26 protein-coding genes are annotated in these 26,199 nt (G+C 35.8%); 13 read left to right on the forward strand and 13 right to left on the reverse strand.

The genetic code is table 11. From position 1 onward, the window contains the following. Positions 1–135: 135 nt before the first annotated feature. The 3 genes from G7Y65_RS02245 to G7Y65_RS02255 form a co-directional block, all read right to left on the reverse strand. Entirely contained in the window at positions 136–645 is a 510-nt protein-coding gene (locus G7Y65_RS02245; RefSeq protein ID WP_042492203.1) for a transcription repressor NadR, read from the reverse strand. A 130-nt stretch (positions 646–775) separates the two neighbouring features. Further along, positions 776–1,036 carry a hypothetical protein gene (locus G7Y65_RS02250; protein ID WP_042492204.1) on the reverse strand — a complete coding sequence of 87 codons (261 nt, stop codon included), beginning with the start codon at positions 1,034–1,036 and terminating at the stop codon, positions 776–778. A gap of 95 nt (positions 1,037–1,131) precedes the next feature. Then, positions 1,132–2,262, reverse strand: a complete 1,131-nt coding sequence (locus G7Y65_RS02255; RefSeq protein ID WP_137600352.1) for a vitamin B12 independent methionine synthase — start codon at positions 2,260–2,262, stop codon at positions 1,132–1,134. A 507-nt stretch (positions 2,263–2,769) separates the two neighbouring features. Here G7Y65_RS02255 and G7Y65_RS02260 point away from each other — a divergent pair. Then, positions 2,770–3,459 (forward strand): 1,4-beta-N-acetylmuramidase, encoded by a 690-nt coding sequence (locus G7Y65_RS02260; RefSeq protein WP_137600351.1) that lies wholly within the window; start codon positions 2,770–2,772, stop codon positions 3,457–3,459. Between the two features lie 93 nt (positions 3,460–3,552). Here G7Y65_RS02260 and G7Y65_RS02265 read toward each other — a convergent pair whose 3' ends face one another. The 3 genes from G7Y65_RS02265 to guaD form a co-directional block, all read right to left on the reverse strand. Then, complete coding sequence (locus tag G7Y65_RS02265) at positions 3,553–4,905, reverse strand: MFS transporter (protein WP_042492207.1); 1,353 nt, start codon at positions 4,903–4,905, stop codon at positions 3,553–3,555. Between the two features lie 226 nt (positions 4,906–5,131). Continuing rightward, positions 5,132–6,472, reverse strand: a complete 1,341-nt coding sequence (locus G7Y65_RS02270) for a uracil-xanthine permease family protein (RefSeq protein ID WP_042492209.1) — start codon at positions 6,470–6,472, stop codon at positions 5,132–5,134. Positions 6,473–6,522: 50 nt separating this feature from the next. After that, positions 6,523–7,866, reverse strand: coding sequence for a guanine deaminase (gene guaD, locus G7Y65_RS02275; protein WP_081839277.1), 1,344 nt, complete (start codon positions 7,864–7,866; stop codon positions 6,523–6,525). A 211-nt stretch (positions 7,867–8,077) separates the two neighbouring features. Here guaD and G7Y65_RS02280 point away from each other — a divergent pair, with 211 nt between their 5' ends. Genes G7Y65_RS02280 through G7Y65_RS02290 form a run of 3 tightly spaced genes read left to right on the forward strand, consistent with a single transcriptional unit; the run spans position 8,078 to position 9,924 of the window. Further along, a complete protein-coding gene (locus tag G7Y65_RS02280) occupies positions 8,078–8,638 on the forward strand; it encodes a biotin transporter BioY (protein ID WP_165314518.1) in 561 nt (186 codons plus the stop codon). Positions 8,639–8,648: 10 nt separating this feature from the next. Further along, positions 8,649–9,626, forward strand: coding sequence for a biotin--[acetyl-CoA-carboxylase] ligase (locus G7Y65_RS02285; RefSeq protein WP_307722219.1), 978 nt, complete (start codon positions 8,649–8,651; stop codon positions 9,624–9,626). Continuing rightward, entirely contained in the window at positions 9,571–9,924 is a 354-nt protein-coding gene (locus tag G7Y65_RS02290; RefSeq protein ID WP_081839278.1) for a CHY zinc finger protein, read from the forward strand. Before G7Y65_RS02285 ends, G7Y65_RS02290 begins: the two co-directional genes overlap by 56 nt. Before the next feature lie 70 nt (positions 9,925–9,994). Here the strand turns inward: G7Y65_RS02290 and G7Y65_RS02295 are convergent, their stop codons facing one another. Next, a complete protein-coding gene (locus tag G7Y65_RS02295) occupies positions 9,995–11,524 on the reverse strand; it encodes an FGGY-family carbohydrate kinase (protein ID WP_042492215.1) in 1,530 nt (509 codons plus the stop codon). A 79-nt stretch (positions 11,525–11,603) separates the two neighbouring features. Further along, positions 11,604–12,383: an SDR family oxidoreductase gene (locus G7Y65_RS02300; protein WP_042492218.1), complete on the reverse strand. Its 780-nt coding sequence runs from the start codon at positions 12,381–12,383 to the stop codon at positions 11,604–11,606. 226 nt (positions 12,384–12,609) lie between these two features. Between G7Y65_RS02300 and G7Y65_RS02305 the strand changes: the two genes are divergently transcribed. From G7Y65_RS02305 to G7Y65_RS02315, 3 genes are all read left to right on the forward strand, one after another. Then, positions 12,610–13,740, forward strand: coding sequence for an ROK family protein (locus G7Y65_RS02305; protein WP_042492220.1), 1,131 nt, complete (start codon positions 12,610–12,612; stop codon positions 13,738–13,740). Between the two features lie 186 nt (positions 13,741–13,926). After that, positions 13,927–15,342, forward strand: coding sequence for a glycoside-pentoside-hexuronide (GPH):cation symporter (locus G7Y65_RS02310; protein ID WP_137600349.1), 1,416 nt, complete (start codon positions 13,927–13,929; stop codon positions 15,340–15,342). Between the two features lie 15 nt (positions 15,343–15,357). Further along, positions 15,358–15,597 carry a hypothetical protein gene (locus tag G7Y65_RS02315; RefSeq protein WP_042492223.1) on the forward strand — a complete coding sequence of 80 codons (240 nt, stop codon included), beginning with the start codon at positions 15,358–15,360 and terminating at the stop codon, positions 15,595–15,597. A 68-nt stretch (positions 15,598–15,665) separates the two neighbouring features. On the opposite strand, the gene G7Y65_RS02320 is transcribed toward G7Y65_RS02315, so the two are convergent. Both G7Y65_RS02320 and G7Y65_RS02325 read right to left on the reverse strand, forming a co-directional pair. Beyond that, the gene (locus G7Y65_RS02320; RefSeq protein ID WP_042492226.1) at positions 15,666–16,355 is read right to left on the reverse strand and encodes an N-acetylmannosamine-6-phosphate 2-epimerase; all 690 of its coding nucleotides are present in this window, start codon (positions 16,353–16,355) and stop codon (positions 15,666–15,668) included. Positions 16,356–16,455: 100 nt separating this feature from the next. Continuing rightward, positions 16,456–17,391 (reverse strand): nucleoside hydrolase, encoded by a 936-nt coding sequence (locus G7Y65_RS02325; protein ID WP_042492227.1) that lies wholly within the window; start codon positions 17,389–17,391, stop codon positions 16,456–16,458. 186 nt (positions 17,392–17,577) lie between these two features. Here G7Y65_RS02325 and G7Y65_RS02330 point away from each other — a divergent pair, with 186 nt between their 5' ends. Further along, a complete protein-coding gene (locus G7Y65_RS02330) occupies positions 17,578–18,033 on the forward strand; it encodes a GNAT family N-acetyltransferase (RefSeq protein ID WP_042492230.1) in 456 nt (151 codons plus the stop codon). 3 nt (positions 18,034–18,036) lie between these two features. Continuing rightward, a complete protein-coding gene (locus tag G7Y65_RS02335) occupies positions 18,037–18,633 on the forward strand; it encodes a hypothetical protein (protein WP_042492232.1) in 597 nt (198 codons plus the stop codon). Positions 18,634–18,825: 192 nt separating this feature from the next. Here the strand turns inward: G7Y65_RS02335 and G7Y65_RS02340 are convergent, their stop codons facing one another. Then, positions 18,826–20,178 carry an SLC45 family MFS transporter gene (locus tag G7Y65_RS02340; protein ID WP_165314519.1) on the reverse strand — a complete coding sequence of 451 codons (1,353 nt, stop codon included), beginning with the start codon at positions 20,176–20,178 and terminating at the stop codon, positions 18,826–18,828. A gap of 225 nt (positions 20,179–20,403) precedes the next feature. Here G7Y65_RS02340 and G7Y65_RS02345 point away from each other — a divergent pair, with 225 nt between their 5' ends. From G7Y65_RS02345 to G7Y65_RS02355, 3 genes are all read left to right on the forward strand, one after another. Further along, a complete protein-coding gene (locus G7Y65_RS02345) occupies positions 20,404–21,336 on the forward strand; it encodes a LacI family DNA-binding transcriptional regulator (RefSeq protein WP_042492234.1) in 933 nt (310 codons plus the stop codon). A 15-nt stretch (positions 21,337–21,351) separates the two neighbouring features. Next, positions 21,352–22,278, forward strand: coding sequence for a ketopantoate reductase family protein (locus G7Y65_RS02350; RefSeq protein WP_137600348.1), 927 nt, complete (start codon positions 21,352–21,354; stop codon positions 22,276–22,278). Between the two features lie 82 nt (positions 22,279–22,360). Beyond that, positions 22,361–22,864: a YbhB/YbcL family Raf kinase inhibitor-like protein gene (locus tag G7Y65_RS02355; protein ID WP_141926959.1), complete on the forward strand. Its 504-nt coding sequence runs from the start codon at positions 22,361–22,363 to the stop codon at positions 22,862–22,864. 61 nt (positions 22,865–22,925) lie between these two features. Here G7Y65_RS02355 and G7Y65_RS02360 read toward each other — a convergent pair whose 3' ends face one another. Together G7Y65_RS02360 and G7Y65_RS02365 are read right to left on the reverse strand one after the other, a co-directional pair. Next, positions 22,926–23,918 carry a D-2-hydroxyacid dehydrogenase gene (locus tag G7Y65_RS02360; protein ID WP_042492240.1) on the reverse strand — a complete coding sequence of 331 codons (993 nt, stop codon included), beginning with the start codon at positions 23,916–23,918 and terminating at the stop codon, positions 22,926–22,928. A 19-nt stretch (positions 23,919–23,937) separates the two neighbouring features. Further along, positions 23,938–25,110 carry an aminotransferase class I/II-fold pyridoxal phosphate-dependent enzyme gene (locus G7Y65_RS02365; RefSeq protein WP_081839280.1) on the reverse strand — a complete coding sequence of 391 codons (1,173 nt, stop codon included), beginning with the start codon at positions 25,108–25,110 and terminating at the stop codon, positions 23,938–23,940. A gap of 422 nt (positions 25,111–25,532) precedes the next feature. Here G7Y65_RS02365 and G7Y65_RS02370 point away from each other — a divergent pair, with 422 nt between their 5' ends. Further along, on the forward strand, positions 25,533–26,129 hold the full coding sequence (locus G7Y65_RS02370; RefSeq protein ID WP_042492245.1) for a sugar O-acetyltransferase: 597 nt from the start codon (positions 25,533–25,535) through the stop codon (positions 26,127–26,129). Positions 26,130–26,199: the final 70 nt, after the last annotated feature.

The raw sequence follows: 26,199 nt of genomic DNA on the forward strand, positions 1-26,199 counted from the left end.
TCAACAATTTATGTATTTGACTCACAACACTTCACATTACTGACTAATTTATCGTCAGTTACTCCTAACCAGGTGTAAAGACACCCCTGTAATGTCTAATATCATAAGGCTATTGGGGTGTCTTGTCAACCTAAACTAGTCTTCGTATAAGATATGAAGTTCTTTTAAAGCAATCTTAGCTTTTTCCAAATTAGCAACATCTTCGTATTCAATGCGGTGCATATGCAACCCATCAGTTAGTGCAGACAAGGGTTCACCACTTGTTTTACTCAAATGATAAACAAATTGTTTCACATCAGTTATTGATTGAATTGCCAGTTCACCTTTCAATAGGCCATAAACTGGATGATCAACTTGTACATCGGCAATTGTTACGCCTGCATTAACAAGGGCTGTTAATTCCGCTTCAATTTGTTGTGCGTTATGTTGTACAACAATTATAGTACTATGCCGTTGCTTAGTTTGATATCGATACCCTTGCGGTGTGGCTACAATTTGTTCACCCCTAGCACGTAATAGTGCAATATCGCCCACAATTGTTTGTCGTGATACCATGAGCTGCTTTGCAAATCGATTTGCACTAATTACTGTATCTGGGTTACTTAAAGCTGCTTTAATTGCTTCTTGTCGTTGAATCCCCGTCATATTTGATTACTCCTATTATTTTCTCTTAATTATAAATATAACCCGAACAACATGATATGAAAATATATCCTCCTTATTTTCAAATAAAAATGCTAACTGATAGTTAAAAAACTATCAATTAGCATTTTAATTATGCGTTTACTAATGATAAATCAGTATAACGGATTAATTCATTATCATCTGCATCAACTGTATGTTCATCAATCATAAAATTAAATTCTTTGAGCATTTGAGCAATTTCAGCAGGACTTTTAAGCGTTATAAGTAGCTTGGGGCCTAGATCAGATGTTGTAAAAAAACCTTCTTTATCTTTTTTAAAGAAAATTTCCCCTTTCAATGGTAAAACCGTCATCATGGTTGCAATTGATATTCGCGGTGTTAACGTCATCATACTCATCCTTTCCCCAAACTAGTCTGTCCAATATTTTATCGTTACACTTATTATAACAGTTTTTCTAGAATTATTTAAGCGCTTACATTGTAACGTTAACCCCAAATTTTATTAGCAGTTTGAATGACAAAATCTAACTTATCCCACTGTTGGGCTTGCGTTAATTTGTTACCTTCTTCAGTTGAGGCAAAACCACATTGTGTCGACAGTGCCAGGTTTTCTAACGGCACAATTTTCGCAGCTTCGTTTACACGAGCAATGATAGCATCTTGATCTTCAATTTCAGGCTTTTTTGATGTGATAAGTCCCAAAACAATCCGCTTGTTCGTATCGCCCGCCCAAATTTCACCTAATGAATCAAATGAACCTGAACGATCATCATCGAATTCTAGAAAGACGCCATCATAATTTAGTTGGCCCAAATATGAAGCAACATCATCATAACCACCTGCAAACAAATAAGTTGATTGGAAATTCCCCCGACAAATATGCGTTGTAACCGTCAAATCATCAGGTAAATCAGCCAAAGCATCATTAATGACTTTCACACTATCTTGTGCAATCTTGACATATTTTTCATGTTCCGCTGCATCTGCTTGGCTATCATGTAACTTACTAATCAAAAAGGCCCAGGTTGTATCATCTAATTGCACATAACGTGCACCTAAATCATAAAAATGTTGAATCGTTTGATGATAAGCTGTCGCCAAATCAGTCAAATATTCATCATAAGTATCATAATATTTTGACCAGTTATCACTACGATTGTCCCGGAATAGCATCGTTGGTGATGGAATTGTTTGCTTTGGGGTAATTTCTGCTGGTGTAATTGATGCTAAAAATTCATAACTATCAAAAAATGGGTGATTAGGATTATAGGCAACTTTACCTACCAGTTCAACATTATCAGTTCGTGTTTGACCATCCTTAAACTTATAACTTTCATGGTAATCATATGTTGCGACTCCCTCTAGGCCCCACAAAAAATCCAAATGCCACCAAGAACGATTAAACTCACCATCAGTAATATCTTTTAATCCAAGTGAGACTTGCTTATCAACAATTTTTTTAGTTTCATCATGTTGTACTTTAGTTAATTGGTCCTCAGTAATTTCACCAGCTTCAAATTGTTGTCGTGCTGCTTTCAATGCATCTGTTCTTAAAAAACTGCCCACAATATCATAACGATTTGGAAACTTAACTTGGTTTGTTGTTGCACTTGTCATATTATTTATCCCCCGAAATTTTCTTTATAATAAAAAATATTCGGCCCAAAGACATTTTTGCCTTTGGGCCGAATATTCGCGTTACCATCCCTATTTACACTATGATTATCACAGTGCCTCATTGGCAGTTATAACGATGCCACCCGTTCAAGTTGCGTTAACTCCTTGAAAATCATCCAAGTTCATCTTCGCAATGACATATCTTGCCTGATTTCACCAACGAGGCTCTCTGTTAAAGACATCATCATCACTACTCTTCTTTTCATATTTCTAATTATTTTTTAATTTAAAAAGAGTTTAACACCATCAATTTTAAGATGCAAGTTGTATTTTGTAATTTAAGCTACTATTGCCGTCATAAAAATTCTAATAAACCTTGTTTTCAGACTTATTTGTCCCTGTTTTAAATAAAAAACAGTAACTTTTTAGAAACATTTTCGATACACATTAGTAACATAATATTCGAATTTGCGGTAAACTTATTATTATACAAAGGAGGTACACATAATGAAAATGCAACGATTTAGCAAAGCTTCATTAGTATCAGCCTTAGTAGGTGGTGCTGTTCTTAGTGGATTAGCTATCACAACAACACCTGTTTTTGCAGACACTAGCGAAAGCACTGTACAAACAACAAGGATGCAACAGGATACTCGAACTGGGTACGTTTACTCACCTGAAGTTTCTACAGCTAACGGTGGCTACAACTGGTTAGAAAACGGTCGACCTTATACTGGTTTACGTTACTATGCTGGTTCCTATTATTGGTTTGTCAACGGGGTTCGTCAAAACAATCAATGGGAACATGCTTATGGCTTAACTTACTACGTTGATAACAACGGACGTGCCGTTCAAGGTTACCAATGGATTAACGGTCAAGCCTATGATTTTGGTTCAGACAATACGTTCTATCTTCGTAAAGAAGTCCCTAATGGCTATTTAAACATTGAAGGTGTCGGTTGGCGTTGGATTGAAAATGGTCAATTATATACCGGTTTTAAAAACCATGATAATGGATTCTTCTACTACGAAGGTGGTATCTTACAAACTAATAGCTGGGTATCAGCATATGGCCATACCTACTATGTAGAAAATGATGGTCGTGCCGTCCAAGGCTACCATTACATTGATGGTCATATGTACTACTTTAGTAAAGATAATACGTACTATCTAAGGTATCAGTTACCAGATGAATAACTCACATAATGAAGGCGAGAATTAATGATAATTCATTGATTCTCGTTTTTTATAGAAAAAAAAGAAGCGAATATCTCGCTTCCCATAACCTGCTTAAGCTTCTTTAAGCATACTATTTTGCTTAATCATGATGTAAATTGCGCCACCAATAGCAATCGCTGTAAAGAGATAAATAACAATATCTGCGGCTGCCCAACCATACGTTTGTGCGATTGAAGCGACACCTAATGTACCAATCACTTCACCAAATACATACTGTGCAAATCCCATCGCTCCCGTTGACATACCAACAGCAAACTTTGGCACTGCCTCATTAACCATTAAACCAATAATCGTAATTGGCGCATAAATTAAATTACCTAATAGCAACAAGATGACGATCAAAGCAGCGTGATTAGTCACATAAAAGTAAGCTGTCAAATCAACTGCTAACAATACCAACGAACCAATCATTGCCATTGCACGACGTCCCTTCAAAAGATCAGAAATATAACCTAACAGAATAACACCGGGCACTGATGCTAATTCAAAGATTCCAAATAACCACTTAGCTTCACTTTGACTAAAACCTTTATGTTCAGTTAGATAACCTGGAATCCATGACATAATACCAAAGCGAACAACATATAATGACAATGAGACAAGAATAATTACCATAACTAACTTATTCTTCAAAATATACTTAGTAAATACCTTAAAAACAGAATCATCAGTTAATTCACTTTGAACCACCTCACCATCAACAACAACTGCCTCACCAGAGTATTCTTCAATTGTTGGTAATCCTTGTGTTGCTGGTCTATCTGAACCTAACCATAATGAGATAATTGCAATAATAACAGAGATTGCTGAGGCAGTATAAAATGAAAAGGCAACACTTGGTCCAAACATAAATACTGATAAATTAATACTTGCGACAGCAGCAAAGGCACCAAAGTTGTGCGCACTTGACCAAATTGAATAGGCTGTACCACGTGCTAAAAAGGAACCTTTTTTATGACGCCCAAACCATAATGAAATACTACGTTGTGCTGCAGCTGCGCCCATTCCTTGTAGAATAGAATTCATCAACATCAATAATAGAATTAATGTAAAACTTTTGGTTGAGCCCAAAACAACATTAATTACTGAACTAGCCAGCAACCCAAATGCAATATATCGATTAGCATTCGACCGATCAGCTAAGGTTCCCATAATCAATTTAGAAACCCCGTAACCAATTCCAAACATTGATAAGATAAATCCCATTTGCGTTAATGAAAAGCCATATGCTGCTCGAATTTCATTTTGCTGTGCTGTAAAAATTAAACGAATAATATAATAGCCAATATAAATCATTGAGGTCGACAATAACACCCGAAACTGCCATTTTTTATAACTTGACTCAACTTTATTTGGCGGCACTTGTTGCGCTGCATCCGGCAACGGTTTTAAAAAATTAAACATAAAATAACTCCCATCATACAATAACCCATTGTGATTTTTGAAAGCAAATAGTAAGCGCTTTCAATACTGATATATTAACATTTAGCTATCGTATTTACAAATATTTACACTTGTAAATTCATTATTTATTTCGGCAAATTAAAGTCCTTTATTGTTCATGAAAAAGGCATTTTTAATTGGCTTATAAAACAAAAAAAGAAGCATAAATTTATGCTTCTTTCTATACTTACTTGGCAATTGCTGACTTTGCTTCTTTTTTATTCAATACTAAATTCAAAATTACTGCCGTAACAGCAGCTACGGTAATTGGTGACCCTAGCAAGTATTGAATCATTTGTGGGGCATCATTAATGACTTTATCTGGCAAAAATACAAGTGCCAAAGTCATAACAATCGGCACTCCGATAATATAACCCTTATTACCCGTCATATTCAAATCACCGATAACGTTCAACCCACTTAACATGATAATAACAACAATGACTGCAAAAACACCCCCAACTACTGCTGCTGGAATAGCTGCTAATAGTGCCGATAACTTACCAAAAAATCCTAGTAAAATGAACCAAAAACCAGCTGCTACGAAAACACGTCGACTAGCAACACCTGTAATTGAAACAACACCTGCGTTCGTTGAATATCCTGTCATTGGTGTACTACCAAGTAAGGCTGATACCAAACAACTCATTCCCTCACCGATAATACCGTGATTCCATTGCTTATTACTGATTTTTTCTTTCGTAACTGCACTCATGGCAAACCATGTACCAGTTGTTTCAGTTGTTAAGACCACAAAAATAATAATGAACGTAATAATTGCTGATAAATTAAAATTGATGCCATAGTGTAATGCTGTAAACTTTGGCAAGCTGAACCAATCTGCGTTCAAGACTGTTGACCAATCCATTAGTCCTTTGAAACTTGCCACAATTGTACCAACCATTAGTGCAATCACAATCGATCCAATTTTAAAAATCTTTTGTAGCTTAGGCAGATACGTTCCAATTGTGATAGAAAGCAACAATGCTACCATCGTTATAACTGCTAATTCAATATTTTGGTAAATATTACCGCTAGCTTCAAAAATATTATCATTCAAAGCTGATGGTATTAACGATAACCCCACGCAAGTAATAATTGTTCCACCAACAATTGATGGTACTAACTTATTTACAATTTTTTGATAAAATCCAGAAAAGCCTAGTAGTATCAATAAAATAGCAGCAACAATACTTGACCCAATCACAGTTGCCATGCCACCATGACCAGCCCCATTTCCCATAAATACACCAACAATGGCACCAATAGGCACGTATGATGGTCCTTGTGACATAGGCATTTTCATAAACAATGATGTTTGAAATAATGTACCAATACCACATGCTAGAAATGCAACCTGTAAAAAGCCACTAGTTTGTGCTGCACTCATTGATAACAAACCTGCGATAATTAGCGGTGGCACATATACATCCATTGCTAAAACGTGTTGCAATCCTAAAAGTCCTGCCTCTGCTACAGGTACTTTATCATTTGCACCAATTAATAATCCGCTCTCTTCTTGTGCCATCAATTGTTCTCTTTCCTATTCTTAATTACTAATGTTCCATGTGAAACACTTTACTTAACAAAAATACCTTGGGTCATCACATGATCAATTTCTGCTGCTGTTGTTTGATACATCATTTTGTCAAACGTATCTTCAGGCTCTTGATGTCCAAATGTTGGATACTTTGTATGAACAATTTGTAAATCAGCAGCATACCCCACTTTGACTTGTCCTGTTGTTAAGTTAAGGCTTTGCGCACCGCCAACTGTTGCCATATAAAAAGCATTTCGAGCAGTAATTGCTGCATCTTCTTGCCCGCGCAATTCAGGAGATAACTTACTATCAACTCCTTCATCAAGCATTCGTGATGACATGATTGCCTGACGAATATTTTGGTAAATACTTGGGTCAAAGCCACCCGAAATATCAGTACCCAATCCAACCTTTACATCCTTAGCTAAAATTTTCTTAGCAGGCATAACAGCATTACCAAAATACACATTTGAAATTGGACAATGTGCAATCCCAACGCCACGATTCTTAAAACGATCGAGATCTTCATCATTAAGCAATGTGCCATGTGCCATAACTGTTTTATCAGTTAGTAATCCAAAATCATCTAAAACTGCTGCGTCTCGCTGACCATGCGTTTCAAGTGCATAACCATTTTCCCAATCACTTTCACTACAATGTGATTGAATTGGTAAATTATACTTTGTTGCTAACTGACCTAATCCTGCCAATACTTCATCTGTACAAGATGGTAGAAAGCGTGGCGTAATAACCGGTGTCACAGGTATCTTTTCATTTTTATTTAATTGCTCAACCTGATGTATAAATGCTTCGGTTTCATCTAATGCAACTTGTGCAGATTCATCACGATAATAATCAGGTGTTTGTGCTGGATTATCCATAACAACCTTCCCAACAAATCCACGTTGATGATGATCTAAGCAAGCTTTAACTAATTCAACATTACCAGTATTATCAACTGACCCAAAATAGAGTGCAGTCGTTGTACCATTTGCTAACAAAGTCTCAACTAAATTATCGTAAACTAGATGCGCATAGTCAGCATCTTTAAATTTAGCTTCTAATGGAAAAGTGTATTGATCCAACCATTCATATAATGGTCGATCTAATGCCAAACCTGCATTTGGCCATTGCGGTGCATGCACATGTAGATCGATAAATCCTGGCATAATTACCTGGTCCTTAGTTAATGCCATCAAAGTCCCTTGTTGTTCTGCCTCGTGATGTATTTTTTCATAATCACCATTATTTGGCTTTACAATATTAGCAATTTGCCCGTTTTCGTCTATACAAATTAAACTATCTATTTGATAATCTATTTGATTCTTATCAATGGCAGTATAGTAACTACCTTTTAATACCGTTTTATAGATAATATTCACCTCAAAAAATTTATGATTATTTTTTCAACACTCAAAATTATAGCAAACATTATATGTGTTTTCATTATAAATCGCAATAAATGACTAACTTTGTTATTATTTAAAATAAAATAGTTCGTGTTTTTGTTTTGTAACCCTTTTGTTGATTTAAGGGTTACAACTTAGTATAATGAATTTATTCTAAATTTTAAGGATTGGACATATATGTATTATGACAAGTCAACGAACTAAAAAATTAACCCTAGCCGCCATGATGACTGCTATTTTAATTATTTTAGGTTTTTTCCCTGGTATTCCACTAGGATTTATTCCAGTACCCATTATTATTCAAAACTTAGGCATTCTATTAACAATTGAATTATTAGGCACCAAGTATAGCCTTCTCTCAATTGGATTATTCTTAGTACTTGCTTTATTTGGTTTACCAGTCTTATCAGGTGGCCGTGGTGGCTTTGCCATCTTTCTTGGTCCAACTGGTGGTTATTTATTGGGTTGGTTACTAGTACCGCTCGTACTTGGCACAATCTTACACATTCTAAAACAACACCAACATTTATCATGGTGGTTAGAATTTATTATTGTCGTTGTGGCTGGTGTTTTATTTATTGATCTAATCGGTTCAATTTGGCTATCCGTACAATCACACATGCCCCTAGGGACAGCACTTATTTCTAACCTTGCCTTCCTTCCTGGTGATATCATTAAAGCAGGTTTAGCCGTTTTCTTAGCAAGGCGCATAAGAAAACTCCCAAGTTTACAAACGATATTCTAAAAGGAGCATGATGGTGACAACAACAAAACAAAAAGTTTTATTTGAACTATTAGCACATAAAGGGGACTGGTTATCTGGTGATCAATTGGCAACTGATTTAAATGTTAGCCGTGAAAGTATCTGGAAAGCGATCAATGCTTTAAAAAAGAAAGCGCATCAAATTGAGAGTCGTAAAAATTTAGGTTATCAATATATTGAAACGCCTTTTTTAGATGAAGATATCGTCAACTATTACATGGATAAACAATTGATAGATGCCATGTTTGTTGAGAAAGCAGTTACTTCTACACAACATTTAGCCAAACAATACTTAACAACGCATACTATTAGCAAGCCTGCCTTTTTTGCTGCTGAAACACAATCAGCAGGTTACGGGCGGCGTGGTCGCCATTTTTATTCGCCTGCCACAAGTGGTCTTTATTTTACAATAATCTTACCCAATACGACTGATAACTGGAATCAAGTTGGCTTATTAACGACTAATATGGCTGTTGTTATCGCCCAAACATTAGAATCATTTTTCCCAAAAGAACAAATCGATTTAAAGTGGGTAAATGACTTATTTATTAATAATAAAAAAGTCGGCGGCATTATTACGGAAGCTAATGTTGAACTTGAATCTAATTCTGTTTCAGCTTTCATCATGGGTGTTGGCCTAAATCTAACGACCAAGGACTTTCCTGATAATTTAGCCGATATTGCTCAAAGTATCAACAAATCAACTACTATTAATCGCAATCTCTTATTAGCAACATTAATTAAAAATATTATCAATACCTATTACCACGGTGACTTTACGACGCTATTAGCTGAATATCGGCGTCGTTCCAACGTTATTGGAAAACACGTCACATTAAAATTAGGGAATCAAACTATCAAAGGAACTGCCAAACAAATTGCCAGTGATGGTGGTTTAATTATTGAGGATGAAAATGGCAATACAAAATCATTTACAAGTGGCGAAGTTATCAAAACCAACGTCCAATAAGCATGAAATATATGGGTTAAATCTAGATGACGATGGTCGTTGCCAACACTACCACAGCCAGCAAGATGTCGTTGCATTAGCTTGTGCCCAATGCCAACAATTTTTTGCCTGCTATTTATGTCATGACGCATTAAAAGACCACTCATTTGTCCCAGTTGATAAAGCTTGTAATGCAATTTTATGTGGTCATTGTCGGCACACCATGAATTTTCAAGCATACTCACAAAACGCCTGCCCTATATGTCATTATGATTTTAATCCTAAATGTAAATTGCATTATGCGATTTATTTTAAATAAAAAAGATGTGAACCGTTTAATCCTGGCTCACATCTTTTTTCGTATTTTAAATGTGTAAATATCTTATAGTTTATTTATTAATCTCTGTTAGAAGACTCATGTCATCTTTCAAATCAGTATACAATTTTTTGTATAATTTGAAAGATTTATTATAGGTTTCATGATTTTTCTTGTTGGGAGTAACTTTTTCACCCAAAACTTGCCATCCTTTAACCTGATTTAAGGATAACGTATTTGTTGCAAGTCCTGCTAAAATAACGTCTCCCAAATTGGCTTCAGCATCTTCAAGCGGCGTACGCACGGCATAACCTGTAACATCTGCAAACATCTGTACCCAATCCCTGGAGTTCGTAACACCTCCAGCAATTACGATATAATCGCCTAGATTTTCATTCGTCAATTCAATTGAATGACGCAACGCGTATGCTACTGCTTCTTGAAATGCATGATAAATATGTGCTTTACTGTGCGATAGTGATAAGCCAAACAATAACCCTTTAGCATCTGAATTCCATACTGGTGCACGTTCCCCCATAAAATAAGGCAAAACAACCAATCCATCACTACCTGCTGGTATATTTTCAGCTTCTTTGCCTAATGCAACATAAGCATTTACGCCACCATTTTTTTGCTCTGCTACTTCAAGTTGTGCAAAATTATCACGGAACCATTTCGTTATGCCACCTGCAGTAGCTGAACCACTAAAATTATAATTTAGATCCTGCGAATTATATGGATATGGCCAAACAATAAGCCCTTTATTTTTAATTGGCTTTTCACTAACTAATGCTGCATTCATTGATGTACCAATAGCCGCAACGTAACGTCCTGGTTCTAATACTCCCATACCGACATTTGCAGCACCAACATCAACACCACCAACAATCACAGGAACTCCAGGCGTAAGCCCTAATTCATTAGCAGTTTCTGCTGTTATATAACCTGCAATATCATTACCAGTAACTAAATTATCAGGCATCATTGTATGAGGAATCCCTAATGCATCTAGCATCTCATCTGACCAAGCATTTTGGTTAATATCGTATATACCTCCAATATTACCTGCTGCAGAATGATTAACTGCTGTAACACCTGTCAAACTTTTAACAATAAATGTATCTGGTGGTAAAAATTCTTTAATACGTTGCCAATTTTCAGGCTCGTTATCTTTAATCCATAAAATTTTTGTATAACCATAATAAGGATCAACAACATCATTTCCCGTAATATTTGATAAATGATCAAGGTCGATATTATTTTTAATCCACTGAACTTGCTTTTCAGCACGCCTGTCCATCCAAATAAGAGTTGGTCGAACTTCCTTACCCTCTGAATCAACAGGAACACCTGCACCACCATAAAGGGCTGAAATTCCAATCCCTTTAATATCAGAAGCATTTACTTTACTTTTTTCAATAACTTGCTTAATAGTTTGTTTAGCACCATCTAGCCACACTTGAGCCCATTGTTCAGCCCATAAATTTTTAGGTGTTAAAACATCGTATTCAACCAAAGATTGTGCAACAAGGTTACCATCAGTATCCATTAACACACTCTTTGCACCAGATGTTCCAACATCGGTTCCAATTAGATAATTCATATTTATTCAATGTCCTTATAAAATATTTTCAGAAAATATGTTTAGTGGCCTAGGAAGTAGTCACAACTTTATTTAATGCTTACCAAGCGGTAAAGGCTCCGTCAATTTGGAAATCAGCACCAGTAGCAAAGCTACTAGTATCTGAAGCTAAGTAAACAGCAATTCCTTGCAATTCTTCAGGCTTACCCATACGTTCCATAGGTGCCCAATCATTCCAAATCTTAATAAGTGGTTTAAGTGCTTCGGAACTAAGTGTCAAATCCGTTGCCATATATCCAGGTGATATCGTATTTACGCGAACCCCTTTCTTAGCCCATTCAATAGCTAATGACTTAGAAAGTTGGATAACACCTGCTTTAGAAGCATTATATGAGGCTTGTGGTTGTGGTCGGTTAACAATATGAGCTGACATAGAAGCCGTATTAATAATTGAGCCACCACCGTGTTCAATCATGTACTTTCCCGCTGCTTGTGATGTTAAGAAAATACCATTCAAATTCAGATTAATTACCTTTTGCCATTGTTCAAAAGATGTTTCAGTTGCTGGTGTATTAATTACCATACCTGCATTATTAAACGCAACATCTAATCCACCCAGTTCAGTGACAATTGTTTTAATCATTTTATCTACTTCTTCTGGACTAGTAACATCAGCTTTTACAGCGATTACCTTACGCCCCGTAGATTCTGCAATTTCATTAGCAGTTTCCTGTGCCTTTTCAAGTTGGATATCTACAATAGCAATATCAGCACCAGCTTCTGCCAAACCTTGTGCCATAGATTTACCTAAACCTTGTGCCCCACCAGTAACATAGATTTTTTTACCGTCTAGACGCAAACGATCATTAATTGTCGTCATAATAAACCTCACATTATAAATTTTAATATTTTGTATTCTATAATAATGAATTTCCAATTAAGCGCTAGTTATGTAAAATCACTTTATTTAATACAGTCACAGTTTATGACAGCGTTTTCATAATGTCAACTAATTTATATAAAATCACTTTACTTAATTGAGAGAAATTGCGTATAAAACCCAGTAGTGATAAGCTTTTGGTATATCTATATTTCGGGAGGAAATTATGAAAGACCAAGGAATGAAAAGCATACAAAAAAATAATTTTTCCGAAACATTTCACTTGTTTTTTCAACATGACCGAGTTTCAAAACAGGTTATATCAGATAATTTAGGACATAGTTTACCAACAATTACGAGTAATTTAAAAAAGTTATTAGATCGCAACCTAATTGTCAAAGATGGTGAATTTACGACCAAAAAAACTGGTCGTCCTGCACAAGCATATAAATTAAATAATAATGCATTTATAAGTTTAGGAATGGCTATATTTGGTGATTACATACTACTTGTTGCTTTAAATACTCGTGGAGAATTATTTGCTGAATGCAAATCAAATATTGTATTTAAAAATATAGATAATTATTATTACAAAATTTCACAGGTAGTTAAATCATTTATTATTCAAGAAAATATTGATGAAAATTGTATTACTGGCTTGGGAATTGGTATTCAAGGATTAGTATCACAAAATCAAAAGAATATTATTTATAGTCAAATTTTACCTATGCAAGGCGTGACAACGGATGTTTTACAACGGTATTTATCATTTCCCGTCACCTTTTTACACGATGCTGATGCTGTTGCTTTAGCTGAAGAACGTATTTCTACGCATCGTGAGGATGCCATTTACTTATCAATTGGCCCACATTTAGGGACAGCTATGATGGTAGATGGAAAAATATATAATGGTTCTCGTGGACGTTCGGGGACGATGGAACATATTACAATTGCAATGAATGACAAACGTCCATGTTATTGTGGCCGATATAACTGTATCGAGACATATATTGCTATTAATGCTCTTTTAAGTGATGGTGAAGAGACTTTGTCACAATTTTTTAATCTAGTTTATCAAGGAGATGAGCCTACTTTACAAAGATGGCATCAATATCTAGATAACGTTTCTGAAGCAATTATGAATTTACATATGTTTGTTGATTCACCAATCGTCTTAGCTGGCGAACTATCAATGTACTTAAGGCCTTATGATATAGATTATTTGGAAAATCGCATCTCAAAGATTAGCGTATTTCCAAAAGAAAACCCTTATTTATCAATTGGAAAAGCTCATAATCATCCTGTTGCCGTTGGGGCAGCACTACCATTTGTTAAAAAATTTATTGAAAATATTTAAAATAATCTGTTTGAACATCTGAATATGATTATTCCGTGAATAATTCACGAAAAAAGTTGCACTCTAGAATTTGATTTGCTAATATACAACATGTAAGCGTTTACTTTCTTCGGAACGCTTATGAATTTTTAGAAATTTAGTGGCCTAGGAACCAATACTAAAAATTCATTTACTGAGGAAAAAACGATGAAAAAATATATGTCATTTGCGCTTGGGGCATTTGGACACGATGCATTTTATAATACTTTAAGCTTATATTTTGTAATGTTTGTTACTAGTCAACTGTTTACAACAAACGATGCAGGTTTTAATTCAAGAATGATCGGATACGTCACACTATTAATGACCGTTATCCGTGTTGCTGAAATTATGTTTGATCCAATGATTGGTGGTGCTGTTGATAATACTAAGACTAGATGGGGGAAATTCAAACCTTGGTTACTAGCTGGTACAATTATTGCATCTTTAATGTTAATTCTAATATTTACTGATTTTGGTGGCCTTGCTCTAAGCAAACCAATGCTTTATTTAGTATTATTTGGTATTGCATTTTTAATTCTGGATGTTTTTTATTCATTTAGTGACATTGCCTTATGGTCGATGTTACCTGCATTATCAATGGATAGTAAAGAACGCACGAAATTTGGTACCTTCTCACGTTTTGGATCTACATTAGGTGCACAAAGCGTTATTATTGTTATCGTTCCATTAGTTACCCTATTTTCTGGTATGTTTGGTGCTAAACAAGGCGAACAAAATTCTATGGGATGGTTAGGTTATGCTATCGTCATTGGATTACTTGCCTCTTTAGGTGCCATTTTCTTGGCACGAAATGTTAAGGAAGATAAAAATCTAATTCGAGAAAATGTTGAACATACACGATTCCGTGATGTATTTAAGGTTATTGGTTCTAATGACCAATTAATGTGGCTTGCATTGAGTTATTTCTTATTTGCCTTTAGTTACGTTATTAACAACTCACTTCTTTTGTACTATTTCCGTTACGTATTAGGGCACGCAGAAGCATATTCATATATTGGTATTATTACCTGTGTATTGGGTGTTGTTTCAGTTGCTTCATTCCCAGCATTAGCAGAAAAAATTTCACGTAAATATGTATATATTGGCGGAATTGGTTTGATGTTCCTTGGATTCATACTATTTGCCTTTGCAGGTCAGAACTTGTTCTTGGCATTGTTAGCTGCTTCAATTATTTTCTTCCCATACCCAATGATATTCTTGTCAACATTAATGACAATTAGTGATTTGGTCGAATACGGACAATTAAAAAGTGGTAAACGAAACGAAGCTGTTACACTTTCAGTACGTCCTTTAATCGATAAATTAGCTGGTGCTTTCTCCAACGGTATCGTTGGATTAGTTGCAATTGGGGCTGGTATGACAGGTAATGTAAAGCCAAGTGATATTTCTGCTTCAGGATTAATACAATTTAAAACATTTATGTTTTATATCCCCATGATTTTGCTAATTATTTCTGCATTTATTTTCTTTAAAAAAGTTACATTAACAGAAAAAAAGCACGACGATGTTGTGAGAGCTTTGCGACAAAAGCTTGGTGATAGTTCGGCTGAATCAAATTAAGCGGGAGAATTTATTATGAAAAAAGATATGGTGACGTTAGATCCTGAATCTTTTGCACTAGCATTACTAGGTGGTAATGTACAAAAAAAAGATGAAGATAACAAAATTTATATAAAAAGACAATTAACTTTATATCTAGAAGCACTGTTAGTAGCACAAGATTTTAATAATTTAGAAGATAGTCAACTAGAAGCTGTTCGTGATTCAAGAAAAAATAAAATTTTAGAAAAATTAATTGATCATCGATATAGTTAAAAATATGTTCTAATTATCGTTAGTAATACTAAAAAGCCGTTGTACTATACAACGGCTTTTTTCTATTATTATTGCATTTCACGAACAAAACGTTCTGTAATTTCTTTAGGTCTAGTAATTGCCCCACCAACAACTACACCCGCAACGCCCATGTCTTGGATTTTTTTTGCTTCAGCAGGTGTATGTATTTTACCTTCTGCAATCACATCAATACCAGCATCCACAAGTTGCTGAATAAACTTATAATTAGGGCCATCAATTACTTCACTATTATCTGTATAACCCGCTAATGTTGTGCCAACAAAATCGATACCAGCTTTCCATGCATTGCTACCATCAGCAAATGTTGCTGTATCAGCCATTAATAATTGGTCTGGATATTTTGCCTTAATTTGACCAATAAACTCACTAATTGTTAATTCATCATGACGTGGCCGTAACGTGGCATCAAAAGCAATGACATCAGGATGGACCGTCATTAATTCATCAACTTCACGCATAGTCGCCGTAATATAGGGTTCTTCAGGTAAGTAATCTCGTTTAATAATACCAATCACAGGTAAATCAACTAATTCCTTGATTTCTTTAATATCTCGTACAGAATTAGCACGAATGCCAACTGCGCCACCTTGTTGTGCTGCTAGCGCTAATAATGGCATAACACCACCTTTTTCTGTATATAATGGTTCTCCTGGTAATGCTTGGCACGAAACAATTAATCCACCTGCAATTTTATCCATAAATGTTTGCTTATCCATCATTAATTCCCCCTTTGAATATTCCATTACTCCATTGTAACATGCAAAAAAAAACTACAATAACCCATGCGGATTATCGTAATTTCAAATTTCTTATTTATTAATCAGCTGATATAGCTAATTCATCAATCTTGTCATAGAATGCATCAGCATCAACACTAGTGATAAAGGTAATTTCACGACCTTCATCTGTTTGATAAGTACGACCTTCTGATTCACCTTCTGTGATAACATCTGTCTTAACTTGGATTGATTCAACTAATTCTGGGTAACGACTAGCTAATGTCGTCAAAACATCCCATAGATAGTAAATTGAGTTAGCTTCAAAAGAATGTACTAATGAGTACCCTTGACCAATTAAGTCTAATGCACGATGTTGACGTTGCGTTGCCCAACGCAAACGTAATTCAGGTGTCAATGGTACTTGATCAGTACTATCTAAACCAACCATAATAATCTTCAAATCAGAATCCCAAACACGCTTTACTGCTTCTGCATCCCAGTAAGCATTCCATTCCATTGTGTCATCAGCACCTGGTGCAGCAACATTACCCTTGCTATTTAGGGCTCCACCCATCCAGTGCAAACTTTCAATGTTTTCAGTAATACTTGGATCTACTTCCAAAGCACGTGCTAAATCTGACAAAGGACCAGTCATCACAAGTGTGACTTTTTCTTCTGATGCCTTGATCTTATCAATCATATCCAAATGCCCCGGCTTGGCTGCTACCGGTGTCTTAGGTGCCCCGTGTTCATTTAGCATTGGGAAATCATCAAATGAAAATGAGCTCAAACGCCATGCATCTGGGAATTGATGGATTGCACGTGAATTTGACTTAGCAATATCCAAAGGCTTGCGACCTTCAGTACCAAACAAATCAACAATCTTACGTGATGCTGAAACTGAAGGATCAACATAACCATCAGCATCCGTAACACCAACCCCTAATAAATTAACATCTGGCATTTGTAGTAATAGTAATAATGATACTAAATCATCAACGTTACCATCGTGATTAAAATATACGTTCTTCATCGAAAAGGTTCCCCACTCTTTTTGTTTATTTATCTAAAGATAACGGAACTAATATATAATAGTCAAGTTATTTTTTCAGAAAGTTCATTTTTTTCTAATAATCAACTGCATATTTTCACGAATATGTTAATATTAAGAATTAGCGACTATGTAAAATTACTTGCTATATCAAAGGGGATAATTGTGATGCAACAACCAGAATTAATTATTAAAACCACATCTGAGCTTACGCCACTAGAATTACTAACGATCATGCAGGAACGTACTAAGGTTTTTGTTGTGGAACAACGTTGTGCTTATCAAGAAATTGATGAAGCCGATTTTAATGCCCACCATGTTTACTTAACATTAGACAATAATCTGCTGGCCTATACACGTATTATTAAGGATAGTGATAATGCTTATATTCGTTTTGGGCGTGTGTTAGTTCCCTTGGCTTACCGCAAAAAGAACTACGGACGCCAGATTGTTACTGCAACTATTGCAGAAATTCACCATCTTTATCCAAATAAAATGATTAAAATTGGTGTCCAAAACTATTTGCGTTCATTTTATGAATCATTTGGGTTTAAAGCCGTCTCAGACGTTTACTTAGAGGATAATATTCCTCACATAGATATGATTTTAAATGGAGGTCATTAAATCGTGCAATACTTAGTCATTTTTGGTGCCTTGTGTTCTGCTTTCTTTGGGTCATTTTATCTCATCGCAACCATTCAAGGTAGAGTTCAACCCAACAAGGTCACTTGGTTACTTTGGGCTATCGCACCCTTAATATCAGTTGGTGCTACTATCACTGATACTGGTATAAATTGGGCCATTTTGCCTGTCTTTATGGCTGGTTTTATGCCCTTATTAGTATTTATTACTTCTATGTTTAATCGAGATGCCTATTGGCAGCTAACAACCCTAGATTATCTATGTGGTGTGGTTGCTATATTAGCATTAATCGTTTGGTTAGCAACTAGTAATCCTATATTAGCAATTATATTTTCGATTATCAGTGATGCGATTGCTGCCTTACCTACTCTGCGGAAAGCTTGGATCCGTCCCAGTTCTGAAGCACCGATTTACTACGTAGGTGGTATTATTTCTACAACAACTGGTATTTTGGCTGCAACAACTCATTGGTCATTTAGTAATGTTGCCTTCACCATCTATCTATTATTATTAGATATTACATTGGTCATCATTATTCTGTATCGTCGTAAAGTTCTTGCTAATAAGCATGACATCATTTAGACAACGATAAGTTAAAAAGCAGGTAAGAAAATAATATTTCTTACCTGCTCTGTTTTTTTAGAAATTTACATCCGCTCATAACTGCAATAAAAACATCACAACTTATATTCTATCAGTAAACACTTATTAAATTGCCATAATGTTGACTAGCATAAATGAAGTCGTTAATGATTAAAACAACAAAGTATTTTTTTAAAACGAATCGCCTCGTTCAACCGAAGATTCTTTAATGAACCACACACTAAGGCTACCTATAATAAACAATATGGCCGATACCAAGATCATATGTGGCATTTGGTTACCTAACAATGGATAAAGTGCAAATGATACAATTGATGCCACAATTTGTGGTAAGCAGATCCATGTGTTAAATAACCCCATATAAGTACCGTCATGCTTACCATCCAATGCATTTGTTAAAATTGTAAATGGAATGGCATTCATCGTTACCCATGCAATGCCGAGCAAAATAAAAGCTACTACTGACATGGTCTTTGAACCCGTCACTGCTAATATAAAGAAACCAACAGCACCCAACAATAATCCTAGCGTATAAGCTGGTTTACGGGTTTTATTATTCAAACGCGTTATCATCAATCCCCATATAATGGCAGCAACTGTTTCAATTGATGATAACACGCCAAACCAGTTACCTGCTGACTGAAAGGATCCTGAAGCTGCATCGGTTGTATGCCAAATATTTTGTGCAATAGCCCCCGTTCCATAGGTCCACAAATACTGAAATCCTGCCCAACAGAAGAATTGCACAATGCCTAACGTCCAAAATACTTTAGGTGCTTTTTTGATAAGTTTAACCATATTAATTTTTTCAGCATTCTCAGCGATACCATGATATTCAGCATATTTACCAGGTTCATATTCATCAACTTTCCAAATCGTAAATGCTGCAGAAATACCTAGAATAATCGACCCAACATAAAATGACCACTTAACCGACGCTGGTAACTCACCTTGAGCAGCAACATTTGCAACACCAATTGCTGTAAAAAAGAATGGAAATAAATTAGCAATAACACCACCAATGTTTCCCCAAATTGTTTGCCATGACCAAGCCATATCCTTTTGGCTGTCATTTACCATATCCGAAATCATCATCTTAAATGGTTGCATTGACATGTTTGAAGACAAATCCATAAATAAAATGGCAACAGCCCCGAACCACAAAGCCGTTGATGCTTTAAAACCAAAAGAACCAGTATTTGGTAATAACATCATCACAATAATAGCCACAGTGGCACCTAAAATTAGATAAGGTAGTCGCCGCCCGATTTTAGGAATCCACGTACGATCAGAAAAATACCCTACTAATGGTTGGACAACCATACCTGCTAATGGTGGCAAAATAAAAAAGAACCCTAATTTAGTAGGATCTGCCCCTAAAGTTTGAAAAATACGTCCCATATTGGCACTTTGTAATGAAAAAGCCATCGAAGTTCCTAGATTTCCAAATGTCATCAACATCAAAGTTGTAATTGATAACGTTGGTAAACGTTTCTTCCCCAAACTATTTTTAAATGATTCCATAATTTAACTCCTTAATCTACTTGCATGCAATGATTTTTCATGTAAGCGCTTTAACAACAAGTTAAACTATAGCTTTTATGATCAAATTATGAAAGTGTATTTTCACTGTTACCGTTAACATATTTTTCACACAATGTTCATTCAACGTTTAAACAAATCGTTTGCTATTGTCTATTCGTGTTATGATTTATTTAATCATTAAACAATATTATTGGGGTGTATATTATGGTTTCGTTATCAGATGTTGCTCGTAGTGCCCATGTTTCCAAGATGACTGTGTCACGGGTTATTAATCATCCCGAACAAGTCTCTTTGGAAATAAGAACTGAAGTACAACGTGTCATTAATCAACTAGGATACGTTCAAAATCGTGCTGGTCGTGCATTAGCCAACCATCGTCACTATAACATTGCCTTCATTCTACTAGACAATGTTGACGAAATTGAGCCTTATTACGCTCATTTGTTAATACATTTAACTGATGTACTACAGTCATATGGCTACACACTTGAAATGCGTCATGAACGTAATTTTGACGTCACAAATGTGGATGGCTTTCTAGTCAGTGGTGTTCGTCACAGTGACTATGACGCTTTGCGTAATTTATCAGTCCCAGTAGTAATATACGGTAGTGAGCCTGGCATTACTGCTGTCGATATCGATAACACTATCGGTACACAATTAGCAACTGAACTATTACTAAAACAATCTTATCAACACATTTTATTTTTAGGCATGGACGTCGACGAGGCTTTTGAACTCAATCGAGAAGCTGGATATCGACAAGCTATGCAAACAGCTGAAAAACCGATTCAAATATATAAGCTAGCTAATGATGAACATGTTTCACGAGAATTTTTAATTGGTCAATCGCTAATGCCCCAAACCGGTATTGTCGCAGCTACTGACCGTCTAGCCCTAGGTGCATTGCGTGCCTGTATCCATCAAGGATTATCTGTTCCTCGTGATGTCGGCATCGTCGGCTTTGATGGCATTTATGTACATCAACTAGCAGAACAATCATTAACGACCGTAAAACAACCCTTAAAGGACATTGCACAACAGATGGTCCAATTATTATTAGACGAATTATCTGGAAAAACTGTCCAATCTGTTTACATAGTTCCCGAACTACTAATTGGTGAAACAACCAACTAAATTGGAGGATATATCATGAAAATTGCAATTGCAGGTAGTGGCGCAATGGGTAGTCGTTTTGGCTACATGCTCCAACAATCAGGCAATGATGTCACCTTACTAGACCTATGGCCAGAGCATATTGCGGCAATTAACAATAAGGGCCTCTCTGTTGAAATAAACGATACACAACAATTTGTTCAAATTCCGGCTGCCTTTCCTAAGGACATTCATGATAACTATGATTTGATCTTATTGTTCACCAAAGCCATGCAGCTTGAAGATATGTTGCAAAAGATTTCTCACTTATTGGATAAAGACACAGCAATTCTTTGCCTATCTAACGGTATCGGTAACCTAGAAACAATCCAAAAGTTTGCACCAAAGTCACCTTTATTAGTGGGAACGACCCTATGGACTAGTGAATTAGTAGGACCCGGTTCTATCATTTTAAATGGTTCAGGTTATATTGAATTCCAGGCAATTGATAATGTTTCACATGAAACATTGAACGCGATTAATGACGCATTAACTAATGCGAAATTAAATCCGCGCGTAAGCGACAATGTTTTATTATCAATTTGGAAAAAAGCTTGTCTTAACAGTGTATTAAATACTTTTTGTACCTTACTAGATTGCAAAGTAATGGATCTAAACATGAGTCACTATGTGCCTACTTTAACAGATAAAGTGGTCCTTGAATTCGAAGCAGTAGCGAAAGCCAAAGGTATTCCACTAACTGAAAAGCTTGCCTTAACGACAATTAACGCCGCCCTTGCACCTGATCAAGCCGGTGATCATTATCCATCAATGCATCAAGATATTGCGTCTGGACGACGTACCGAAATAGATTATCTAAATGGCGCAATTGCTCGTATGGGTAAAGAACTAAATATTCCTACACCTGTTAACGAATTAATTACTGAATTAATTCATGCTCGTGAGGATGTTACTTTAAATTAATTAAACAAAATAATCAATCTCACAATTAACAATCATTATTATGATAAATTGACTTTAGTAAATAAGGACGGAGGCTATTTTTATGAAAATTCATGTATCCCTAGATGATAATCATTTTTTACCTGATAAATATGCAAAATTTGCACCCGCAGAAAACCGATTAGATGATACACCAACAACCAACTTTCCAATTAAAGTGACTGACATACCAACTGGTACTCGGTCACTTGCGGTTGTTTTTGTTGATTATGATTCAGTTCCAGTGGCAGGTTTTGTTTGGATTCACTGGTTAGCTGCTAATTTACCTGTCGCAGATATTCCAGAAAATATAGCTCACAGTGACATTTCATACGTACCAGGAACCAATTCAAAGTATGCGCAATATCATCAAGATAATCCAGCACTTACACAAGGATACGTTGGACCAATGCCTCCTGATAAAACACACGATTATACATTAAAAGTATTTGCGCTAGACGATCAATTGGATTTGACACCCGGTTACTTTTTAAATGATTTCAGACGAGCTATTAACGGTCATGTATTGGCAGATGCTTCATTAGATCTACCTGCTCGTAGTCGCTAATGTTTCACATGAAACATAATCAAAAGCCTAATCTCTTTTACGAGATTAGGCTTTTTCTATATTATCCAACTAAGTGTTTACAATTACCCTCCGTAATGATTGCTAAGGTATCGTCTAAACTAATATCAATCATATTTTGTACAGCAATATTTGTATAAAAACCAACGTGTGGTGTAATAATAACATTATCAAATTCACGTAATCGGATTAAATTTTCATTAGGTAATACTTTACCTCGTAAGTCGAAATTAAAGAACGTTTCTTCACCAACCATTGTGTCCAGTGCTGCCCCACCAATACGCTTATTTGCCAATGCCTTAATCAACGCATCAGTATCCACAACTGGTCCACGACATTCATTTACTAAATAAGCAGTTGATTTCATTGATGACAAAGCATCTGCATCAATTAAATCTATTGAGGTTTCGTTTAAATCCACATGCAAACAAATAACGTCAGCTTGTTGCAACACCTCTGTTAATGATTTAAACGTTAAAATATCATCTAAGTCATGATTAGGCTTAATATCATAAGCAATGACGTTCGCTCCTAATGCATGAAATAATCCTGCTGATGTACCTCCAATACGTCCAGCACCAATAATACCAATTGTTAGCGAATGAATTTCGCTACCTTGTAACCCGTCCCAGCGAAAATCTTGTTCACGCACACGTTGATCCACTAATTCTTGTTTCCTAATTAAACGCATCGTATGTGTCAAAGCCAACTCTGCTACTGAACGTGGTGAGTACGCAGGTACATTACTAACGACTAAATCATTTGCTTGTGCTGCTTTTAGATCAATTACATCGTAGCCAGCTGTTCTTGTGGTAATCTGTTTAACACCTAAGGCATGCAAACGTGGGTAAACATCTGCTTCAATTTGACTACGTTGTTGAATTACTAAACCATCATATCCGGCAACTTGTTCAACCGTATCGGAATGTAATTCTGCTTCTGACATTGTAACATCGATATCTGGATGTCGTTGCGCCCATGCGTTGATTGCAGCTCGTTCATCTGGTCGTACACTCAATAATAATATTTTTGTCATTTTATCTCCTAGTTTTGAATTATTCTGTACGTTGTCGTGCAACATAATTTTTCAAATTAGTCATACCTTGCTTAATTTCAGCCATACTCGTTGCATAACTCAAACGTAAGTAATGCTCACCACCTGGGCCAAAATATGAACCTGGTACTGCAGCAACTAATCCTCTTTCTGCTAAATCATAAGCAAATTTTTCATCGTCTTGTTCCAAATCTGGTGCAATTTTTGTATAAATGTAAAATGCGCCTTCTGGTTTAACCGTTATAAACCCTAAATCATCTAATGTCGCCAAAATATAATCACGACGTGTACTATAGGCATCTCTCATAGGTAACGCATCATCTTTTCCTTGCCCCAAAGCTGAAGCCGCAGCATCCTGAGTCACCGTTGCTGTACTTGTAATCGTAAATTGATGAATCTTACTTAATTCGTTAATTAATGATTGTGGTGCACACAATAAACCAATTCGCCAACCCGTCATAGCATGTGATTTAGACACACCGGTTACTAAGATTGTTTGTTCTGGTAAATAAGCACTTAATGACGCATGTGGTTGATCATAATGTAATTCACTATAAATTTCATCACACAATGCAAAAATTGGCTTATCACGTAGTACATCTGCTAAAGCTTTTAACTCTTCTGGTGAGTACACAACACCCGTTGGATTACTTGGATAATTCAAAATAACCATCTTAACAGCTTCACCTTCACGGGTAATCGTTTCTGCTAATAACTCAGGTGTTAGTTTAAATCCTGTCGCTGCTGTATTAACCAATACTGGTTGCCCACCAGCTACCGTAACATCTGCAATGTATAAGGGAAATGTTGGTGTTGGAATAATAACTTTATCACCAGGATTTAAAACTGACACAATTGCAGTATAAAGTGCTTCTGTTGCCCCTTGCGTCACAATAATTTCATCCGGTGTATAGTGTTGTTGATATTTATTTGCCAAAAACGTACTAGCATTTTCACGTAAAGCTAATGTACCGTTTGCTGGTGCATAATGTGAATGATCATCATGAATACTTTGAATTGCTGCCTGTTTAATATGTTCTGGTGTATTAAAATCAGGCTCCCCCAATGTGAAGTTAATAATATTTGGAATTTGTTGTGCAAAATTTGCAAAATTCAAAATATCAGAAGCTTTAACACCTGCTAATTGTCGATTTAAATAGTTTGTCATTTCCATTATGTTTTACCTCTTTGGTTATTTTCATTACAACAAGCGCCAATAATACAAAAAAGACCCACCAGATAGAAATAATCCGGGGGTCATCCATAACCAAATATAATTCCCCTACAGATTTTTCCTAAACCTGCAGGATCTTTTAAAGCCACTCTAAATAGCTTTCATTTCCCACAGGTGCAAACATGTGTTTCGTGTTTGCACCTGTATTAATGTGATGCAAACACTACATAAAGAAACGAAAGTAATAACGCCAACTATTTACTTGTGATATACGATGATTTTTCATAATATAACTCCTTCGGCTTTAATTGTATTCTCATAATAATCTAATTTAAAATCATTTGTCAACCTATTTGTTATTATTTAGCCAGCAAAGATAATTATGCTATGCTAGTTATACTTATAATTTTGGGGGATATATAATGAATTTAGATGAAAAATTCACCTATATGGCCACGGGTAAAACATATAATGATTTGGATCCAATCCTAGTGGCCGAGCGCAAGCAATCTACAAAGCTAACCAACGAACTCAACCAAGAAACAGACCCAGTGAAAAAAGAGCAACTAATCCGTCATTTATTTGGAAGTGCCGGTCTACAACCTGATATTAATCCAAATTTCCGTTGCGAATTTGGTCGTAATATCCATGTGGGCGACTATTTTTATGCCAACTATGATGCGGTCATCTTAGATGGCGCTAAGGTCACCATTGGGAATCGTGTTTTATTTGGTCCAAAGGTCGGTTTGTATACAAGCAACCATTCATTTGATGCTCATGAACGTGAAATTGGCGGGTGCATCGCCAAACCAATTACGATTGGCAATCGTTGCTGGTTAGCCGCCAACGTTACGGTCCTACCAGGGGTCACCATTGGCGATGATGTGATTATTGGTGCTGGTAGCGTTGTGACACACGATATTCCAAATAACGTTGTTGCAGCTGGTAATCCTTGCCGCATTTTACGAAAAATTACCGATACAGATAAAACTGGTTTTGTTGGTAAAGATTTTATTTAACTCGTGATAATGAAAAAAGTAGTAACTTGCTGATAAATCAGGCAAGTTACTACTTTTTTACGCTAGATTA

This window comes from Weissella sagaensis (genome assembly GCF_010306265.1).
GTDB classification, from domain to species: Bacteria; Bacillota; Bacilli; order Lactobacillales; family Lactobacillaceae; genus Weissella; species Weissella sagaensis.

What these genes read in the sequence shown, in the direction of transcription:
- G7Y65_RS02245 (WP_042492203.1), bottom strand. Translation starts at nt 645, where the DNA reads ATGACGGGGATTCAACGACAAGAAGCAATTAAAGCAGCTTTAAGTAAC.
- G7Y65_RS02250 (WP_042492204.1), bottom strand. Translation starts at nt 1,036, where the DNA reads ATGATGACGTTAACACCGCGAATATCAATTGCAACCATGATGACGGTT.
- G7Y65_RS02255 (WP_137600352.1), bottom strand. Translation starts at nt 2,262, where the DNA reads ATGACAAGTGCAACAACAAACCAAGTTAAGTTTCCAAATCGTTATGAT.
- G7Y65_RS02260 (WP_137600351.1), top strand. Translation starts at nt 2,770, where the DNA reads ATGAAAATGCAACGATTTAGCAAAGCTTCATTAGTATCAGCCTTAGTA.
- G7Y65_RS02265 (WP_042492207.1), bottom strand. Translation starts at nt 4,905, where the DNA reads ATGTTTAATTTTTTAAAACCGTTGCCGGATGCAGCGCAACAAGTGCCG.
- G7Y65_RS02270 (WP_042492209.1), bottom strand. Translation starts at nt 6,472, where the DNA reads ATGGCACAAGAAGAGAGCGGATTATTAATTGGTGCAAATGATAAAGTA.
- G7Y65_RS02280 (WP_165314518.1), top strand. Translation starts at nt 8,078, where the DNA reads ATGACAAGTCAACGAACTAAAAAATTAACCCTAGCCGCCATGATGACT.
- G7Y65_RS02285 (WP_307722219.1), top strand. Translation starts at nt 8,649, where the DNA reads ATGGTGACAACAACAAAACAAAAAGTTTTATTTGAACTATTAGCACAT.
- G7Y65_RS02290 (WP_081839278.1), top strand. Translation starts at nt 9,571, where the DNA reads ATGGCAATACAAAATCATTTACAAGTGGCGAAGTTATCAAAACCAACG.
- G7Y65_RS02295 (WP_042492215.1), bottom strand. Translation starts at nt 11,524, where the DNA reads ATGAATTATCTAATTGGAACCGATGTTGGAACATCTGGTGCAAAGAGT.
- G7Y65_RS02300 (WP_042492218.1), bottom strand. Translation starts at nt 12,383, where the DNA reads ATGACGACAATTAATGATCGTTTGCGTCTAGACGGTAAAAAAATCTAT.
- G7Y65_RS02305 (WP_042492220.1), top strand. Translation starts at nt 12,610, where the DNA reads ATGAAAGACCAAGGAATGAAAAGCATACAAAAAAATAATTTTTCCGAA.
- G7Y65_RS02310 (WP_137600349.1), top strand. Translation starts at nt 13,927, where the DNA reads ATGAAAAAATATATGTCATTTGCGCTTGGGGCATTTGGACACGATGCA.
- G7Y65_RS02315 (WP_042492223.1), top strand. Translation starts at nt 15,358, where the DNA reads ATGAAAAAAGATATGGTGACGTTAGATCCTGAATCTTTTGCACTAGCA.
- G7Y65_RS02320 (WP_042492226.1), bottom strand. Translation starts at nt 16,355, where the DNA reads ATGGATAAGCAAACATTTATGGATAAAATTGCAGGTGGATTAATTGTT.
- G7Y65_RS02325 (WP_042492227.1), bottom strand. Translation starts at nt 17,391, where the DNA reads ATGAAGAACGTATATTTTAATCACGATGGTAACGTTGATGATTTAGTA.
- G7Y65_RS02330 (WP_042492230.1), top strand. Translation starts at nt 17,578, where the DNA reads ATGCAACAACCAGAATTAATTATTAAAACCACATCTGAGCTTACGCCA.
- G7Y65_RS02340 (WP_165314519.1), bottom strand. Translation starts at nt 20,178, where the DNA reads ATGGAATCATTTAAAAATAGTTTGGGGAAGAAACGTTTACCAACGTTA.
- G7Y65_RS02345 (WP_042492234.1), top strand. Translation starts at nt 20,404, where the DNA reads ATGGTTTCGTTATCAGATGTTGCTCGTAGTGCCCATGTTTCCAAGATG.
- G7Y65_RS02350 (WP_137600348.1), top strand. Translation starts at nt 21,352, where the DNA reads ATGAAAATTGCAATTGCAGGTAGTGGCGCAATGGGTAGTCGTTTTGGC.
- G7Y65_RS02355 (WP_141926959.1), top strand. Translation starts at nt 22,361, where the DNA reads ATGAAAATTCATGTATCCCTAGATGATAATCATTTTTTACCTGATAAA.
- G7Y65_RS02360 (WP_042492240.1), bottom strand. Translation starts at nt 23,918, where the DNA reads ATGACAAAAATATTATTATTGAGTGTACGACCAGATGAACGAGCTGCA.
- G7Y65_RS02365 (WP_081839280.1), bottom strand. Translation starts at nt 25,110, where the DNA reads ATGGAAATGACAAACTATTTAAATCGACAATTAGCAGGTGTTAAAGCT.
- G7Y65_RS02370 (WP_042492245.1), top strand. Translation starts at nt 25,533, where the DNA reads ATGAATTTAGATGAAAAATTCACCTATATGGCCACGGGTAAAACATAT.